This is a genomic window from Lacibacter sp. H407, from assembly GCF_037892605.1.
Classification (GTDB): Bacteria; Bacteroidota; Bacteroidia; order Chitinophagales; family Chitinophagaceae; genus Lacibacter.
The window spans coordinates 868,806-885,178 of the sequence record NZ_JBBKTU010000001.1 but is presented as its reverse complement, the minus strand read 5'-3'; the positions used below and the strand labels follow the sequence as shown (position 1 = coordinate 885,178).

Sequence of the window (16,373 nt, the reverse complement as noted above, 5' to 3'; positions counted from 1 at the left end):
GCAGGGATGTTGAATGTTTTTACATCCTACATCGTACTTCATACATCGTACATCTTTCTTATGTTTGCCACCGAAACAATATTACATGAGTGATTCACAGATGATCGAAGATTTTTTGCAGCCCGTTGACTTATCGGCGGTATTGGGCGATGATGAATTAAATGCAGCACAACTGGGCCGGAATATCCAGACCTATGCCTTTCAATTTCCTGACCTTGATAATGTTGATCTTGTGTTGCTGGGCATTACCGACGAACGTGGAACGGGGAATGGTATATCGTTGTGTGAAGCACCCACGTTGATCCGTAAACATCTGTATCGTTTGTATTACTGGCATACAGATGTTCGTATTGCTGATATTGGAAATGTACAATCAGGAGCATCGGTAAAAGATACATATGCAGCTGCGAAAGCGGTGATTAAGGAATTAGTAGATGCCGGAAAAAAAGTGTTGATCCTTGGCGGCAGTCATGATCTTACATTGGCGCAGTATGGTGCATATGTGCAGCGTCAGCAAATTATTGAAGCCAGTTGTGTGGATGCATTTATTAATCTGAATAACGATACACCCATCCGCAGCGAAAACTTTTTGCTGGAGATGTTAACGGGTGAACCCAATTTTATCCGTCATTACAACCACATCGGTTTCCAGAGTTATTTTGTTCACCCCACAATTTTACAAACCATGGATCGCCTTCGGTTTGATTGTTTTCGTGTAGGTGTGGTAAAAGATGCACTGGAAGAAATGGAACCGGTGATCCGTGGATCGAATATGTTGAGTATTGATATGACGGCTTTGGCACATGCCTATGCGCCGGCCAATCGTACAACACCTAACGGATTAAACGGAATGGATATTTGTACACTCACCCGTTTTGCCGGCATGAGTGAGCAATTAACTACACTTGGTATTTATGGATATAACGCCAAGCTGGACAAAGATGAATTGACTGCTATCCAGATCGCACAGATGATCTGGTATTTTATTGATGGCACCAGCAAAGCCAAAACAGAAGCTTCGTTGGAAGACAGGCATCAGTTCACCGAATATCATACTACCGTTGCAGATATTGATGCGTTGTTTTTACAAAGTAAAAAAACAGGACGTTGGTGGTTACAACTGCCGAATAAAAAATTTATTGCCTGCAGTGCTACCGACTATCAGTTAGCCATTCATAGTGAAATACCGGAACGTTGGTTGCGGGCACAGGAGAGAGATTGATAAATTTTTTAATTATAATACCTATGTTTAGAAAAATACCAATAGCTTTTTTGCTGATTTATACAACTACGTCGAGTGCCCAAACTGCAACCCTTGGTGACTTTGGCAAAAGAATGTATTTCCATTTGTTTACTGATTCTGCCCATCCTGTAGTTTACGATTTTGCGAAATCATATAGTTCAGTGCTCGTAGAAAGTCCCGATACGAGCGCACAATGGACAGTTTCTTATGAGGCAAATCCAAAGCCTGACACGTTAACGTACAGCAAACATTCACTGTTTATTCCCAAACATCCTTATTTCGAAGCAGAATATTTATATTGTACGTTTGAGATAACCATGAAGAAATCAAAGCACTACTCGCCATCAATTTACGACCTATACTTGTCTTTTACATTTGATAGCAAGCAAAAAGCAATTGCAGCATTTGAGAAACTATCTTTTATTTTAGATGGATATGGTACAAAAAAGGAGACCTCAAATAATTTCGGTCTACTATTTGCGAAGTACTATTATGCTGCTGATTCTTTGTTATATGATCAGGTACAGTTTGCACTTGTAAACGATCAGTTTAATAAAAACTTATATCATCTCTATTTTTCGAAGTGGATAAACCTATTTAATACCGATAGAACTATTTACCAGTTTTGGTTCAATGTTCCAGAATAATTTACGCAATACGTCTTTCACGGAATGAGTCCCCGAAAGGCATCGATATCAGGCTATTCTATTGATAGAATCTGATAGAAAATATTATTGAAATGAAATTCATCACCCGCTTTCTTCATCAACAATAATTTCCCCAACGGTGCATCGGGCGAGAGTGCGATCACTGTTTTTTCGTTGATCGTTATTTTTCCCAAACCAAGACTGAGAAAGAAAATTCCTTTGTTGGTCGTGATGATGCTGCCTCTAACAGCTTGTTCTGTTTGCAGGGTTGGATCAATTTTTTCAAGTACTGCTTTTTGCTGCAATGCATCCTGCAACTGGCGGCTGTTATTCTCCTGTTCAATCTGCAGCATCGCCAATGCCGTTTCATGTTTATCGCCTGCTGTGCGTTTGGTTTCGTTTCCTGCACTGTCGGTTAAATCATGTAATTGCTTTTGCAGCAAACTGATCTTGGTTTGAATGATGGCTGCACATTGGCGGTATACGTTTTCTTTGAAGGACATGTCATTCAAATGTAGAGAAGAAAAACGATTCAACCGGAATTCGTGAACCGGTGAACAGAAACAGAAAGAATGTATATTTATCAGCAAAATAATAGCTGATGATCCTCGTCAACCAAAAGGTTCTTCTTCTTTGTTTATCGGTTTTCTTTTTTTCGTGTACAGCACAAAAACAAGTGCGTCAATCTGAACTGCAGCAGAATCTGATCAATGATACTGCATTGACCAATGCGTTTGTTGGCATTGCTGTGTATGATACAGACACGAAGCAATTTATTCATCAGCACAACAGCAATAAATATTTTGTACCGGCCAGTAATACAAAGATTCCGACGTTATATGCCGGTTTGAAATATCTTGGCGAAAAGTTGCCGGGTATTCAATACAAAGAACAGAACGATACATTGTACCTGCAGCCAACCGGTGATCCTACTTTTTTGCATATCGATTACAAGCAACATCCTGTGTTTGATTTTCTCAAACAGCAGAACAAGCCAATGGTGATGAATAATCATAACTGGAAAACGGAAGCCCTAGGGTTTGGTTGGGCCTGGGATGATTATGCCAGTTATTATATGACGGAGCGGAGCCCGATGCCGGTTTACGGAAATTATATCAAGTGGATCCAGCAACGGACGATTGAAGAACGGGATGGAAGACAAGACACATCGGCGTTTATATTTACTGATCCAGAAGTAAACTGGGATGTACAGTTTAAACCGGGTAAAGCAAATGTGTTTGATGTGACACGTACCCGTACTGAAAATAAATACACGATCATCGAAGGAAAAGAAATGAAGCGTGAACTGGAAGTGCCGTTTGTGACCAATGGATTGCAGGCTGCATTGGAGTTGTTGAAGGATACGTTACATACGTCCATTACAACTGAATCGCTCACCATTTCAGAATTAAATACAGTGTACTCGCAGCCCGTTGATTCGATGTTTAAGCCACTTATGCATCGCAGTGATAATTTTTTTGCGGAACAAACATTGATGATGGTGAGCAACCAACTCTTTGGTGAAATGGATGAACAAAAGTTGATCGCTCATTTGTTGCAAAATGAACTGAGTGGCTTTCCGCAAAAACCAAAATGGGTAGATGGCAGCGGCTTGAGTCGTTACAATTTATTTACGCCTGAAGATTTTGTATGGTTGCTGGGAAAAATGAAAGATGAATTTGGGTTAGAACGATTGAAAACAATTCTTCCAACAGGAAATACAGGTACACTCCGCAATTATTATAAAGATGAAACAGGATTGATCTTTGCAAAAACCGGTTCCTTATCAGGGCATTTGGCATTGAGTGGTTTTCTCATCACACCAAAAAACAAATTACTGATCTTCTCGGTGCTGGTGAATAATCATTATACATCGCCGGTTGCTGTAAGAAGAGCCGTTGAGAAATTTTTACAGCAGGTGAGGAGGGAGAATTAAAACGGTGTTGATTGTATTTTGATCCGTCAGGATCGTACTGTTTATAGGAATATTAATAAAATGAAGGTTGGCTCCGTAGGAGCCTTCTGTAAATACGGGTGACTCCTACGGAGTCGGCATGTCAATAATAATTCTTTCTATAATCGGGAAGCTGCCACGCAGCTTTAGAATTACCTTCCAAACATTTTTTCCAACTCTTCTTTCTTCAATTCCATATAAACAGGAAAGCCATTGGAGGTAGCATTTGGTTGTGCACAGTTAAAAAGATCTTCTACCAGCTGTTTCATTTCTTTTTGCGCAAGTGATTTACCGGCTTTGATGCTGTGCTGTTTTGCTAAAGAGCGAATCAGTTTTTCACGTTTGGAAAATTTGAGATCACTTGTGTAATGTTTGAATTGTTCCAGCAATAATTCAATGGCCATACTTTCATTCCCCTGATCTACATCAGCAGGCGTGCCCTGTATCACAAATGTATCTTTTCCAAACGGCTCAATGTGATAGCCGAGTAGTTGCAGATCATCGCTGAGTTCCTGTAACAACACTGCATCCTGTGGTGAGAGTTGCAATGTTGATGGAAACAAGCTGCGTTGTGTAGCAATGGCTTTTCCATCGGCAGCAGCTAAATAGCGTTCATACAATACACGTTCATGTGCATTCTGCTGATGAATGAGCATTATACCTTTTGTTGTTGAAGCAACAATATAGGTTTGATGTAACTGTGTAAACTCCTGATCAGGCACCAGCTTCTGCTGATTGTTGAGTAACGAAAAATCAGTCGCACCAACTGTGGACTGTGGACTATCGACTGTCGACTTGCTCACCGGTTCATAAAAATCCCTCCAGTGTTTCAACTCACTTTTCTGCTGCGGATCAATTTTATGTGCCGCATGTTTTTGTGTGAACGTATTGTACAAGGAAGAGGAGGATGCCTGTGATTTTTGTTCGCTGGTAAATGGTTTGCTTACCGCATCAAGGCGTTGAATCGCAGGATCGAGATCAAAATCTAATGTAGGTGTTATGCTGAACTGTGCCAATGCATGCTTCACTGCTGATTGTACAAATGCATACACGATCTTTTCATCTTCAAATTTAATTTCCTGTTTGGTGGGATGAACGTTGATGTCCACCTGTGCAGGATCCAGGTCAATAAACAACACATACGCCGGGAAACTATCGGTAGCGATCATTTCCTGAAACGCACCGGCTACTGCATGATTGAGATAAGCGCTTTTAATGAAACGCTTGTTTACAAAAAAGTATTGATCGCCTCTTGTTTTCTTTGCCGTTTCAGGTTTGCCGATAAAACCAAAAATGTTCATGTAGTCGGTCTGTTCTTCAACCGATACTAATTTCGAATTATATTGATTGCCGAGTAATTGTACAATGCGTTGTTTCAATGTTCCTTTATCGAGGTGGAACATCTGTTGGCCATTCGCTGAAAGTGAAAAGAAAATCTCCGGATACGCCATGCTCACACGAATGAACTCATCCACAATGTGACGCATCTCTGCTGCATTGCTTTTTAAGAAGTTTCTTCGTGCAGGAACATTGAAGAATAAATTCTTCATGGCAATGCTGGTGCCGTTTTTCATTGCAACAGGCTCCTGTCGTTTCACAATGCTGTTTTCAATTTCAATGAATGTGCCCGCACTATCGTCTGCACGTTTTGTTTTTACTTCCACCTGTGCAACAGCAGCAATGGAAGCCAATGCTTCGCCACGAAAGCCCATGGTTTTAATACGAAAGAGATCTTCAATTTCTCTGATCTTGGAAGTAGCGTGGCGTTCAAACGCCATCCGTGCATCGGTTTCGCTCATGCCACCGCCATTATCAATTACCTGGATCAATTGTTTGCCCGCATCATTAATGATCAGTTCAATTTCTGTTGCACCTGCATCTACTGCATTTTCCAATAATTCCTTCACTGCACTGGCAGGGCGTTGAATTACCTCACCGGCAGCAATCTGGTTAGCAATATGATCGGGCAATAATTGAATGATATCCGGCACGTACTCTCCTCCTTTTAGAAACGGCAAAAATACGTCTCTTAACCCAACCGTCGAAGGATAATTCATTACCTTTAAATCTTTCGAACTGAAGAAACTTACATGAAGAAATTAACCCTTACACTTGCCGTTTTTATCTTTTCATTTTCATCCTACGCTCAATCAAAACAGGAACTGGCCAAACGCTGGGCCGATAGTGTGTTACAAACATTGACGAACGATCAGAAAATTGCCCAGCTCATGATTGTACGGGCACACAGTAACCTCGGGCCTGCACATGTGAAACAGGTAACCGAGCAAATTCAAAAATACAATATAGGCGGACTTTGTTTTTTTCAGGGAGGTCCGGTACGCCAGGCAAATCTTACGAACTACTATCAAAGCATTGCACAAACACCATTAATGATCACGATTGATGGCGAGTGGGGTTTGGGTATGCGTTTAGATAGTGTTGTATCGTTGCCACGCCAATTGATGTTGGGCGCTGCGCCGGATGGAGCGCTGGCTTATGAATATGGAAAGATATTGGGTGAGCAATGCAAGCGCATGGGCATCCAGGTAAACTTTGCACCGGTGGTGGATGTAAATAATAATCCCAACAATCCGGTGATCAACGATCGCTCTTTTGGTGAAGACCGTTACAAAGTTGCCTTGTTTGGTGTACAGGTAATGAAAGGAATGCAGGATGTGGGCGTAATGGCTTGTGCTAAACATTTTCCCGGGCATGGTGATACCGAAACAGACAGTCATTATGATTTGCCCATCATCAATAAAACAAAACCACAACTTGATTCATTGGAATTATATCCGTTCCGTGAACTATTTGAAGCAGGTGTTGGAAGTGTAATGATCGGACATTTATATATTCCTGCTATAGATAATACAAAAAATCTTGCAACTTCTTTATCGTACAATAATGTCACAAAACTGTTACGTGAAGAGTTGCAGTACAAAGGCATCACGTTCACCGATGCGTTGGAAATGCAAGGCGTCAAGAAATTTTTCCCGGATGGTGAAGCAAGTGTACAATCGTTGATTGCCGGAAACGATCTGCTTTGTTTACCGGGCGATGTACCTGCCTCGATTGCAAAAATTAAAAAAGCGATTAAGAAGAAAAAACTCACGTGGGACGATCTCAACAGTCGTGTACACCGTATGCTGATGGCGAAATATTTATACGGACTTGCGGAGCTGCAACCGATTGATACGAACAACCTCACAAATGATCTCAACGAAAAAGCAGATGTATTCCGTAAAAAAATAGCGGCACAAACAACTACACTTCTTAAAAACGATAATTCCTTATTGCCACTTTCTGCTGCTGCGCTGTCCTTTATGGATCGGGCAAAAAAAACGGAACATAAAATTGCTTACATCGCCATTGGTACAACAACAGCGAATGTGATTACGCAAAAAATGAGCGATGAACTGAAAGCAGATATCTTTTTCTTTTCCAATAAAAGTGATGCAGGACGGATTTTATCTTTAGTAGAATTGATCAAAAATAATTATACGCATGTAGTAGTTGGTATGCATGGTTACAGTCGACGTCCGCAGAATAATTTCGGTATCAGTATTCCTGCCATACAACTAGCAAATAAGTTATTAGCATTACCACAATCGGCTTTGCTCTTGTTCGGTAATCCATATGCGTTGAAGAATTTTTGTGATGTAAAAAATGCTATTGTGTGTTATGAAGACGACAGCTATACACAAACAACAGCTTTTGATGTACTAACAGGAAAGCAACAGGCCAACGGCAAACTGCCTGTTACCGTTTGTGAAAACTTACGGTATGGTACGGGACTGGAATATGTAATGCCCAACACCGGTAATCTCCAACGTGCATTGATCGATGAAACAAAATTTGCAGTGGTTGATTCGATTGCTGCCGATGCTATTGAGAAAAAGGCAGCGCCTGGTATGGTGGTAATGGCTGTTAAAGATGGCAAGATCGTTTTTGAAAAAGCATATGGTTATTACACCTATGAGCAAACAGAACCAATGACATTGGAGTCGGTGTTTGATATGGCATCGGTCACAAAGATTTGTGCAACGACTATTTCGGTGATGAAGCTGTACGAAGAAGGAAAGATCGATCTTAAGAAACGGCTGGGCGATTATATCCCTTGGGTAAACGGGACCAATAAACAGGACCTGTTGATTGAAGATATTCTGCTGCACCAGGCAGGATTAAAATCATTCATTCCTTTTTTTCGGGAAACAATGGACACCAATTCAGGTGTACCGTTTGAACAATTGTATGCAACAGGCCCGTCCGATGAATTCAACATACGTGTAGCGGATAATTTTTTTATGCGGAACGACTGGCGTGATACGATGTATCAACGCATTCTGCAAAGTGAAGTGGGTCCGTTTGGAAAATATGTGTACAGCGATAATGATTTTATTTTCCTTGGGAAAGTAATTGAACAGATCACAGGCATGAGCTTAGATGAATATGTACGCAAAGCATTTTACGAGCCGCTTCATTTAGAATCGTCTGGATTTTTACCATTGCAACATTTACCTGTCAATCGGATTGTACCAACAGAACGGGAGGCAATGTTCCGCCGGCAATTGTTACGGGGTGATGTACACGATCCCGGTGCAGCCATGTTTGGTGGTATTGCGGGCCATGCAGGTTTGTTCAGCACGGCATATGAACTGGCTGTGTTGTTACAGATGTTGAACAACGGAGGAGCCATTGGCAATCAAACATTCTTCAAACCGGAAACCGTGCAAAAATTTATTGCCTACGGAAGTGAAACCAGCAGAAGAGGATTGGGCTTTGATAAACCGGAGAAAGATAATCTTACACGGAAAGATCCTTATCCGGCAGTGAGTGTATCGCCATCAACATTCGGACATACAGGTTACACCGGCACCGGTGTGTGGGCCGATCCCGAAAATAAGATCGTGTATATTTTCTTAAGTAATCGTGTACATCCAGAAGGTGGTACCAATACAAAATTGCTGACGATGAATGTAAGAGGGAAAATACAGGATGCGTTGTATAAAATATTGTTGAGTCAGTAAAGATCAAATAACAATACATGATTCGCTTTTTTGCACAAACATTTTTCGGAACAAAGTCTGTGTACATATTAACCTATTCTGAAGAACAGTTTGTTGAGCAATTGCAATCGTTGATAGAAGGTTCAAAAGGATTTTATACAAGAGTGAATCTTACAGGGAGATTTACAGACCACCCGAATGAGTTTGTGTTAACACCTAAATGGTCATTGAGTTTTATAAGAGGGTTTGAAACTGAATTGTCTTATCTAAAAGGCGAAGTCTCTGAGTCGTCAGTTGAACAAACAAAGCTTATAGTATCTGTTCGACCGAATATCATCTTTTTCTTGCTATTTCTGACCTCAAGTTTTATTGGTATAAAAAACCTGTATCATTTAATTGTTGAAGGTTGGAGTGAAGAGTTGTTAGTAGGTTTTTTATTTTTCATGGTGTTTTTCAATGGTGTTGTTATTTATATTGCCAGAGGAGTTTCCAAGAGTATCAGTGATAGGTTTAAGAGATATTTCTCTATTTTAAGTAACTAATTGATAGCAGCATTGAGGTTCTTTATCACTTCAATTTCATCAATAACTCCACAATCTCTTTCTCTCTCGTCCACACAATAAAATGATTTTCTTTTTCGAAGGTTGTTACGAAAATCGAATCTGTTTTTGTGAGCATTTCTTGCGTGTAAGCTACATTGCTGTAAGGCACCAACATATCTTTTGTACCGTGTAGTATATAAACAGGACAAGTAACTTTTTCATAGTCCGGTTTCATATCAACCAGATCTTTTTTCAAATACCATAACTCTTCATTGCTGGGGCGCAAGGCACCGGGCACTAAATAATTCAATGGTGTTTTGAATAACACAGGTCGCCACTTTTCCGGTTTCTCTGCGGCTGGATCTTGCGAGCCGGCCAGTATCACCAATGCTTTTGCATAAGCAGGCCGGGCAGCAGCAAGTTTAACTGTCATTGGTCCACCCAAACTATGACCAATAATAATAAATGGTTTGTTGTTATTGATCGAATCCATCCATGCTGCAATGATCTCTGTTTGTGCAGATAGATTCATCGCATTACCAAAATCGCTATAACCAAATCCAGGACGATCAATGGAAATGATGCGGAAGTGTTGCAGCAGATCTTTATTCTTCAGATAATTTTCAAAGGCATCCCAACTGCCGGGTGTTCCATGTACAAATAATAAAGTAGGTAATGTATCACTTCCGGTTTTTGCATAATGCAACGGAAACCCGTTGATCATTTTTACAGGTGTTTGTAATTCAATACCTGCTTGTAAAAACTGTTCCTTGGCTTTACTGTCGCTGATGCGCATCTTCATACAGCTTTGTGCCATGATGAGCCAGAGCAGTAAAATTATTCCGAGAATCATAAAGGAGCGTTTCATCCAGCGTGGCATATTCAAAGTAAGTTATGAAATGTTGATTGTTGAACTTCGTTAAAAACACGTGAGCTGCAAAAATTGTTAAGCACAAATTCAAATGAAAAACCCCAACTCTCGTCGGGGTTTTGTTTTTATGCATTATCATTTTGTGGCGGTTGATCTTTTTTCTTTTCGATCTGTGGCCGGTTTTGTTGTGGTTGTTGCGGCTTGTTCTGCTGCTGTGGCGGACGTTGCTGTTGAGGGCCACGTTGCTGCTGCGGTGGTCGCTGCTGTTGTTGCTTTTGTGGCGGACGTTGTTGTCCTCCTTGTTTATTTGGTTGACCACCACCTTGTCCTTGCTGCGGCCTGTTTTGTTGCGGTCTTCTTTGTTGAGGTTGTTGTTGACCTTGCTGTCCACCTTGACGTTGCTGTTGCTGACGTTGCTGCCCTTGTGCTTTGTCTTTTCTCCGGCGGCTGTCACGCTCCAAGGTTTTCAAACTGATCTGTCCAACCAATTCCACATGTGCATGTTCTTTCTCTTCAGCTTTTGCAGGTGAAAGTTCAATGGCACCTAATTCATCAGGACGTTGCCCCTTTACATTCATCAACCTGATTTCTTTTACCCTTTCAATGGGAACAGGATATTGTTGGTTACTCCCCGGCAGAATGTACCACATCAGGTTTTTGAAAATATCTTTCTTGATGAGTTGTGCAGTACCACGACTCAGCTCCAATGTTTCGGCATTGTTGGGGAAATGCTGCAACGCATCGAGGTATGTATCCAATTCATAATTCAAACAACATTTCAAACGTCCACATTGTCCGCTGAGTTTTGTTTGATTAATGGTGAGGTTTTGATAACGGGCAATAGTAGTGGTTACGCTTTTGAAATCGCTCAACCAACTGCTGCAACAAAGCTCACGACCGCAACTGCCGATGCCGCCGATCTTGGCAGCTTCCTGGCGAATACCGATCTGCTTCATTTCCACTTTTATCTTAAACTCGCTGGCGTAGATCTTGATCAGTTCACGAAAATCCACACGATCGTCAGCAGTATAATAAAAAGTAGCTTTTCGTCCATCGGCCTGGAATTCCACTTCAATCAGTTTCATATCCAGGTTCAACTGAATAATGATCGCCCTTGCACGAACCTGCGTTGGTTTTTCACGTTCCTTGCTTTCACTCCATTTTTGCAGATCCATGTCGTTGGCCCGGCGCATGATCTTTTTATGGTCGGGATTATCTTCCTTCACGCCTTTTTTCTTCATCTGCAAACGCACCAACTCTCCGCTGATGTTCACCATGCCTACATCAAAACCACTTACACCTTCCACGGCCACCATGTCGCCTTTGGTAAAACTCTGCAAGGTATTATTGCGGTAAAATTCTTTCCGGCTACCGTTATTAAACGTTACTTCCACAATCCGGCAATCACTATCAGGGTCACTAAACGGCAGGTTCGCCAGCCAGTCATGCACATTCAGCCGGTTACAGCCACCTGTGCTGCAGCCACCGTTGCTTTTACAACCGCCCGGTTTACCCGTACTACAACTTGTACAACTCATTATAATGAGAAATTAATCGTTAAAAAATAAGACAAGAGGATATGGCAAGCGGAAGAATGGCTAGGGGCTTTGGTTGTGTCACTCACTTGTACGCTTTGTTCGCTATGCAGCTGGGAAAGCCTGAAATTCAGTAGATATGTTGAAATACGTTGCCGATATGGGCAATGTAGTACAAGAGTGCGACGCAACAAAAGACGATCAGTAATTCAAAAGCTTACTCACAAAATCCTTCTTTACAGGTTGACCTTTTCTCCGCTCAAATCCTTTACCACAGGTCAATTCATCAAAAATAGGGATTTATATGCAAAGCTAACAGTTGTGCAGGAGTTGATTGCTTTCCCTGTCATCTCGACGAAGGAGAGATCTGCCGGGAAGAAATACGAATGAGCGGCAGATTCCTCGTACCTAGGAATGAAAAAAATTAGCCTACCTCAATCACCGAATGATTGGCAATAATATGGTAGAGTTTAATGGTGAGCGCCAGAAACAGCATCTTAGCGTTGGCGTTCCGTTCAATATGGTAGGCAGCACGATCGAGTTCCTGGGTAATAGCCTGTTGCTGACTTACATCGCAAAGTTTGTTGAGGCGGATGGCGAAATCTTTTTCTGCGCCGGTGAGCGGTAAATGTTCTTCGCCCATGGTGCGCAGTCGGATGCTTTGCTCCAGCAAATGCGTAAAGTAGCGGAGGAATTGCTTTTGCTTTTCACGGCCCAACTGGCTGATGGTGTCAACCCATTTTACCTGTGCAATAGGTCCGCTTTTTAGAACTGCGTTGAGCCATTCCCGTAACAGCGATTGCCAATCTTCCTCCGCATGTTGAATCAGTTGAAGTGCTTCCCGGTAGTTGCCTTCGCTTACACCGGCAATTTGCATTGCCTGTTCTTCGGTGAGTTTGGCACGTTCCACTAATGCGGTCGCCGTATCTTTCAAGTCAATCGGCGGTATGCGAACCGTTTGGCAACGACTTAGAATGGTAGGTAACACCAGACTTTCATTTTCAGCTACTAATATAAATAAGGTGTTGGCCGGTGGCTCTTCGATCAGTTTCAATAATTTGTTGCCTTCGTTGCCGAGATATTCGGGCATCCACAACAACAGAATTTTGTATTCGCTTTCGAAACTTTTTAAACTGAGTTTGCGGATAATGTCAGCACATTCGGCGGCCGTGATATTTCCCTGTTTGTTTTCTGCACCAATAAACTGCAGCCAGTCGTACACATTGCCGTAAGGATATTGTTTGATGAACTCCCGCCACTCGGTAATATAATCAGTGCTTACAGGTTTATCGCCACTCTTTCGTGGAATAACGGGATAACTGTAATGTATATCTGGATGGATGTATTGTTCTGCCAACTCTGCACCATGACTTACAGGTGCTGCCACTGGTTCATCGCCAAACAACCCTGCGGTTACAGCAACGGGCTTGTTTTTTTCGCTTTGCGAAACCACATAGGAGCTGAAGGCAAGTGCAAGTGGTAATGCACCGCTTCCTTCCTTACCAATGAAGAGCAATGCATGGCTGAGGCGATTATGATCGACCATTTCCTGCAGTTGCTGAATCACATGTTGCTGCCCGATGATGTGGCTGAATTGCATGCGGCGAAGATAGGATTTGATGAAAAGCAAAAAGCAGAAGTAATTCACTTCTGCTTTTCTTATTTACTTTGAAATTTGTTACAACTTACTTGTGATCTCTTCACTCAACGGCGTCACTTTACTTGGAAAGTAAGCAACCAGTTCACCTTTTTCGTTCAATAAAAATTTGTTGAAATTCCATTTCACTTCTGCATCCAGCACACCATTTTTGTCTTTACTGGTTAGCCACTGGTACAACGGATGCATATCATCACCCTTTACACTGATCTTGGCAGCCATCGGGAATGTTACATTGAATGTGCCTGTACAAAATTCTTTGATCTCAGCGTTACTGCCGGGTTCTTGTCCGCCGAAATTATTTGCAGGGAAGCCAATGATCACCAATTTGTTTTTGTACTGCTGGTACAATTTCTCCAGGTCTTCGTATTGTTTGGTGTAACCACACTTCGAAGCAGTATTGACAATCAATATCTTTTTTCCTTTGTACTTCGAAAAGTCAATTGTTTTACCATCAATATCTTCAACCTTAAAGTTGTAAACAGTAGGAGGTGCAGTAACTGCTTTATCATTCACGGTAAAAGCAAACGAAACAAAAACCACAAGGGCAAGAATAAGACGTATCATAAAATTGAGTTGTTTAAGATGAATAACAGGAAACTTGTAATTCTGTTCAAAGATGATGCAAAACTGATCAGGAACGTTGCCCGTTCGTCCTTTTTTACTGCTTTTCGTAACAGCCAAGGTCGGGAAGTCCAACCCGGGGCAACCCGTCAAAGTCGGTAACCAATGAAGTAACGATTCCTTTATTAATGGCAGGAGAGCCGTCTTTCAGCCGGAAATTATAAATACGTCGAACAACATCAACGCTATCAAACTGTGGAATGTTGTTTTTGATCACGTTGTTAAATGTTGTGTTGGATGGATCGGTTTTGGCACGGTACAACACATTGTTCAATATAAGCGTAGCAGCATCATTTCCTTCCTTCTGTACCACAATTTCATTTTCTACAAAACCTTCATCGCCCCAAACAATACTATTGGTAAAGCTTGCAGTTAATGGCGAAGTGAATACCTGATTGTTTTGCTTTACAAAGTTGGTTGCAGTAAGTACGGGGTTCTTATGTTCAATAAACGAACTGGAAGCGGTTACGATGGTGCAATGGTTGAATTGATAATTGCCACCATAAATTAATGCAACATTACTTCCGCAATTACTGATGAGACAGTTGTTGGCAACAATACTTGTGTTCACCGCAAACAAGCCAATATCATAAATATTATCAAGCACACAATTATTGAGGATCAGTTTCGGGTTTGCATTGGTAGCAGGACGTTCAACAACAATTCCCTGGTAAGCGTTCCTTATATATGTGTATGTTAATCGATTGTTGATGCTGCTGCCACGGAAATAAATACCGGGCCATGCGCCGGGGTACTCATTATATGGTATATCCAGACGATTGCTTCTAAATACCACACTGTCTGTTTTTGTTCCGTTTACGATCAACGTACCATCAACAATAAACGGAGCATCGGCATTCAAATGAATTCTTGTTCCTTGTTGAATCGTAAGTACAGCATTGGTATCCACGATCATTCCACCAAGTATCACGTATGGCTTATCGTTTGCCCAATTAATGTTGCCCTGAAAAATTGTACTGCGGATATAGTTTGCATTTTGTCCCCACGCTTCAAGTTGTTTGAATGAAGTATTGCCGTTCCATTCAATTTTAATACTGTCTCGTAGAATAAATGGTTGGTTATCGGCATTGGGATTTACGTTTACCCGAACAAAAACATAAATACTGTCGTTGGCAGCTATTTCAATACCGTTGAACTGTGTACCCTGACTTCCATCTACATTTATTTTAAAGGCAGAACTGCTGCCACCCATCAGCTGCAGATTATTGATGTTGATCTTTTGTTTGTTATCGTTCTTAATCAGAAAGAATTGAGTGACCGATCCGGCTGTGGTAAACACCGTGTCAAATTTTAAACTGTCGGCATCAATTGAAAGTCGGGCTTCTTTGCTGGTAAGTAAATTGTCTTTGCGGCAGGAGCCAGCAAACATAAGGGCAAGGATCAGCAGTATGGGTAAATAGGTTCTCACAAGTTGTAAAAATAGGAATGAAGATCGGAATCGTTTGTTTTTATAGCTGTTAAACTTTATTCGTTACTCGACCAGGCAAGTGTGGCAATGCTGAGTTCTGTATTTTCAGCTTGCGTGATGGCGAAGCCACAAGCTTCCAGCGTGGCGCCGGTTGTAATAACATCATCTACCAGCAACACATGTTTCTGCTTCATCAGTTGAGCATCGCCTAATTCAAAACTACCTTCTACATTTTTCAAGCGTTCGGTTCTGCCCTTTTTTGTTTGGGTATCGGTGTAGCGTTTCCGGCGAACGGCATCGTTCAATACGGGCAGGTTGCAGATGTCAGCAATGCCCTCACATAATAAGGTAGCCTGGTTATACCCCCGCTTTTTTTCCTTTTCGGGAAAAAGCGGCAAAGGTACCAGTGCCTCAACATCGGTAAATCGACCGCTGTTTTGCAGTTGCAGCCCCATCCAACGGCCGAGTTGGCGACCAACTTCCCGGTTTCCGCTGTATTTCAGCTGATGGGTGAGCCGCTGGAGCACCGAGCTTTTCGAAAAGTAGTATCCGGTGGCTGCCTTTTTAACAGGTAACCGCCCATAAAATATTTTTTCGATGGGGTTGCCGGGAAGGCCAAAAAAGCCCGTTTCGGGCAAAATACTGTAGCAATGGAGGCAGATGGACTGGTCCTGTTCCAGCAAATCGCTGCCGCATCCGGCACAGGTATGGGGGTAAAAAAGATGTGCAAAATCGTTGAGTAATTTGCGGGTGTTAATCATAAAAGTAAGATACGGAACGAATATAAAAAATGCAATGGCTGCATTTTGATCAACCATACAATTACATGATGCATCAAGCATCTTACTTATAATAACAAGTGTAG

Annotated in this window: 12 protein-coding genes and 1 pseudogene; 5 read left to right on the top strand and 8 right to left on the bottom strand. The window is 41.7% G+C overall.

What is annotated here, in order from left to right; translation table 11 throughout:
• Window positions 1-85 precede the first annotated feature (85 nt).
• Window positions 86-1,222: a formimidoylglutamase gene (locus WG989_RS03835; protein WP_340427488.1), complete on the top strand. Its 1,137-nt coding sequence runs from the start codon at window positions 86-88 to the stop codon at window positions 1,220-1,222.
• A gap of 23 nt (window positions 1,223-1,245) precedes the next feature.
• The gene (locus tag WG989_RS03830) at window positions 1,246-1,890 is read left to right on the top strand and encodes a hypothetical protein (RefSeq protein WP_340427487.1); all 645 of its coding nucleotides are present in this window, start codon (window positions 1,246-1,248) and stop codon (window positions 1,888-1,890) included.
• 53 nt (window positions 1,891-1,943) lie between these two features.
• On the opposite strand, the gene WG989_RS03825 is transcribed toward WG989_RS03830, so the two are convergent.
• Window positions 1,944-2,393: a hypothetical protein gene (locus tag WG989_RS03825; RefSeq protein WP_340427486.1), complete on the bottom strand. Its 450-nt coding sequence runs from the start codon at window positions 2,391-2,393 to the stop codon at window positions 1,944-1,946.
• Window positions 2,394-2,491: 98 nt separating this feature from the next.
• On the opposite strand from WG989_RS03825, the gene WG989_RS03820 reads away from it, so the two are divergent.
• A complete protein-coding gene (locus WG989_RS03820) occupies window positions 2,492-3,826 on the top strand; it encodes a D-alanyl-D-alanine carboxypeptidase/D-alanyl-D-alanine-endopeptidase (RefSeq protein WP_340427485.1) in 1,335 nt (444 codons plus the stop codon).
• A 170-nt stretch (window positions 3,827-3,996) separates the two neighbouring features.
• On the opposite strand, the gene mutL is transcribed toward WG989_RS03820, so the two are convergent.
• Entirely contained in the window at window positions 3,997-5,901 is a 1,905-nt protein-coding gene (gene mutL / locus WG989_RS03815; RefSeq protein ID WP_340427484.1) for a DNA mismatch repair endonuclease MutL, read from the bottom strand.
• A 33-nt stretch (window positions 5,902-5,934) separates the two neighbouring features.
• On the opposite strand from mutL, the gene WG989_RS03810 reads away from it, so the two are divergent.
• Window positions 5,935-8,871 (top strand): serine hydrolase domain-containing protein, encoded by a 2,937-nt coding sequence (locus tag WG989_RS03810; protein ID WP_340427483.1) that lies wholly within the window; start codon window positions 5,935-5,937, stop codon window positions 8,869-8,871.
• A gap of 17 nt (window positions 8,872-8,888) precedes the next feature.
• The gene (locus WG989_RS03805; protein ID WP_340427482.1) at window positions 8,889-9,392 is read left to right on the top strand and encodes a hypothetical protein; all 504 of its coding nucleotides are present in this window, start codon (window positions 8,889-8,891) and stop codon (window positions 9,390-9,392) included.
• Between the two features lie 25 nt (window positions 9,393-9,417).
• On the opposite strand, the gene WG989_RS03800 is transcribed toward WG989_RS03805, so the two are convergent.
• From WG989_RS03800 to WG989_RS03775, 6 genes and pseudogenes are all read right to left on the bottom strand, one after another.
• On the bottom strand, window positions 9,418-10,245 hold the full coding sequence (locus WG989_RS03800; protein ID WP_340427480.1) for an alpha/beta fold hydrolase: 828 nt from the start codon (window positions 10,243-10,245) through the stop codon (window positions 9,418-9,420).
• Window positions 10,246-10,388: 143 nt separating this feature from the next.
• The gene (locus tag WG989_RS03795; RefSeq protein ID WP_340427479.1) at window positions 10,389-11,801 is read right to left on the bottom strand and encodes a PSP1 domain-containing protein; all 1,413 of its coding nucleotides are present in this window, start codon (window positions 11,799-11,801) and stop codon (window positions 10,389-10,391) included.
• A 946-nt stretch (window positions 11,802-12,747) separates the two neighbouring features.
• Window positions 12,748-13,398 (bottom strand): annotated as a pseudogene (locus WG989_RS20950) (DNA polymerase III delta subunit-related protein); the annotation flags it as partial.
• A 78-nt stretch (window positions 13,399-13,476) separates the two neighbouring features.
• The gene (locus tag WG989_RS03785; protein ID WP_340427475.1) at window positions 13,477-14,022 is read right to left on the bottom strand and encodes a glutathione peroxidase; all 546 of its coding nucleotides are present in this window, start codon (window positions 14,020-14,022) and stop codon (window positions 13,477-13,479) included.
• A gap of 94 nt (window positions 14,023-14,116) precedes the next feature.
• Window positions 14,117-15,508, bottom strand: a complete 1,392-nt coding sequence (locus WG989_RS03780; RefSeq protein WP_340427474.1) for a beta-helix domain-containing protein — start codon at window positions 15,506-15,508, stop codon at window positions 14,117-14,119.
• Window positions 15,509-15,564: 56 nt separating this feature from the next.
• Window positions 15,565-16,326 (bottom strand): ComF family protein, encoded by a 762-nt coding sequence (locus WG989_RS03775; RefSeq protein WP_340427472.1) that lies wholly within the window; start codon window positions 16,324-16,326, stop codon window positions 15,565-15,567.
• Window positions 16,327-16,373 lie beyond the last annotated feature (47 nt).

What these genes read in the sequence shown, in the direction of transcription:
- WG989_RS03835 (WP_340427488.1), top strand. Translation starts at nt 86, where the DNA reads ATGAGTGATTCACAGATGATCGAAGATTTTTTGCAGCCCGTTGACTTA.
- WG989_RS03820 (WP_340427485.1), top strand. Translation starts at nt 2,492, where the DNA reads ATGATCCTCGTCAACCAAAAGGTTCTTCTTCTTTGTTTATCGGTTTTC.
- WG989_RS03825 (WP_340427486.1), bottom strand. Translation starts at nt 2,393, where the DNA reads ATGTCCTTCAAAGAAAACGTATACCGCCAATGTGCAGCCATCATTCAA.
- WG989_RS03805 (WP_340427482.1), top strand. Translation starts at nt 8,889, where the DNA reads ATGATTCGCTTTTTTGCACAAACATTTTTCGGAACAAAGTCTGTGTAC.
- WG989_RS03800 (WP_340427480.1), bottom strand. Translation starts at nt 10,245, where the DNA reads ATGATTCTCGGAATAATTTTACTGCTCTGGCTCATCATGGCACAAAGC.
- mutL (WP_340427484.1), bottom strand. Translation starts at nt 5,901, where the DNA reads ATGAATTATCCTTCGACGGTTGGGTTAAGAGACGTATTTTTGCCGTTT.
- WG989_RS03795 (WP_340427479.1), bottom strand. Translation starts at nt 11,801, where the DNA reads ATGAGTTGTACAAGTTGTAGTACGGGTAAACCGGGCGGTTGTAAAAGC.
- WG989_RS03810 (WP_340427483.1), top strand. Translation starts at nt 5,935, where the DNA reads ATGAAGAAATTAACCCTTACACTTGCCGTTTTTATCTTTTCATTTTCA.
- WG989_RS03785 (WP_340427475.1), bottom strand. Translation starts at nt 14,022, where the DNA reads ATGATACGTCTTATTCTTGCCCTTGTGGTTTTTGTTTCGTTTGCTTTT.
- WG989_RS03830 (WP_340427487.1), top strand. Translation starts at nt 1,246, where the DNA reads ATGTTTAGAAAAATACCAATAGCTTTTTTGCTGATTTATACAACTACG.
- WG989_RS03775 (WP_340427472.1), bottom strand. Translation starts at nt 16,326, where the DNA reads ATGGTTGATCAAAATGCAGCCATTGCATTTTTTATATTCGTTCCGTAT.